Origin of the sequence: Corallococcus praedator, assembly GCF_003612125.1 — a bacterium.
Taxonomy (GTDB): Bacteria; Myxococcota; Myxococcia; order Myxococcales; family Myxococcaceae; genus Corallococcus; species Corallococcus praedator.
The window spans coordinates 1-447 of sequence record NZ_RAWI01001026.1 but is presented as its reverse complement, the minus strand read 5'-3'; the positions used below and the strand labels follow the sequence as shown (position 1 = coordinate 447).

The following is a 447-nucleotide window of genomic DNA, read 5'->3' as shown; positions in this document are numbered from 1 at the left end:
ATTATTACGAGACCGCCGTGGCCGATCGGCCGGGCTGGCGCGTGATCGCGCTGCATCCGTCGGGCGAGTCGCGTCGCGTCGGGCAATCCGCCGAACGCGGCGGCGCGCGCGCGGCGATCGGCGCGGCGGCAATGCTCGCGCATGAGATCAAGAATCCGCTGTCGGGCATTCGCGGCGCGGCACAATTGCTGGCGGGCGAGGGCGCCGGGGAGGAATTGACCTCGTTGATCACGACCGAAGTCGATCGCATCGCGGCATTGATCGACCGGATGCAGGATTTCACCGATCGGCGTCCGCTGGCGACCGAGCCCGCCAACATCTATCCGCTGCTCGACCACGCCCGCCGCGTCGCACAGACCGGTTTCGCGCGCGATATCAGCATCGAGGAGAGCTTCGATCCCTCGCTGCCCCCGGTGATGATTGACCCCGACGCGCTGCTCCAGATCC

1 protein-coding gene is annotated in these 447 nt (G+C 67.8%); it reads left to right on the top strand.

The genetic code is table 11. The features are described 5' to 3' along the window. Window positions 1–17 precede the first annotated feature (17 nt). On the top strand, window positions 18–447 hold a 430-nt coding region (locus D7Y13_RS42880), incomplete at its 3' end, for a histidine kinase dimerization/phospho-acceptor domain-containing protein (protein ID WP_279637206.1).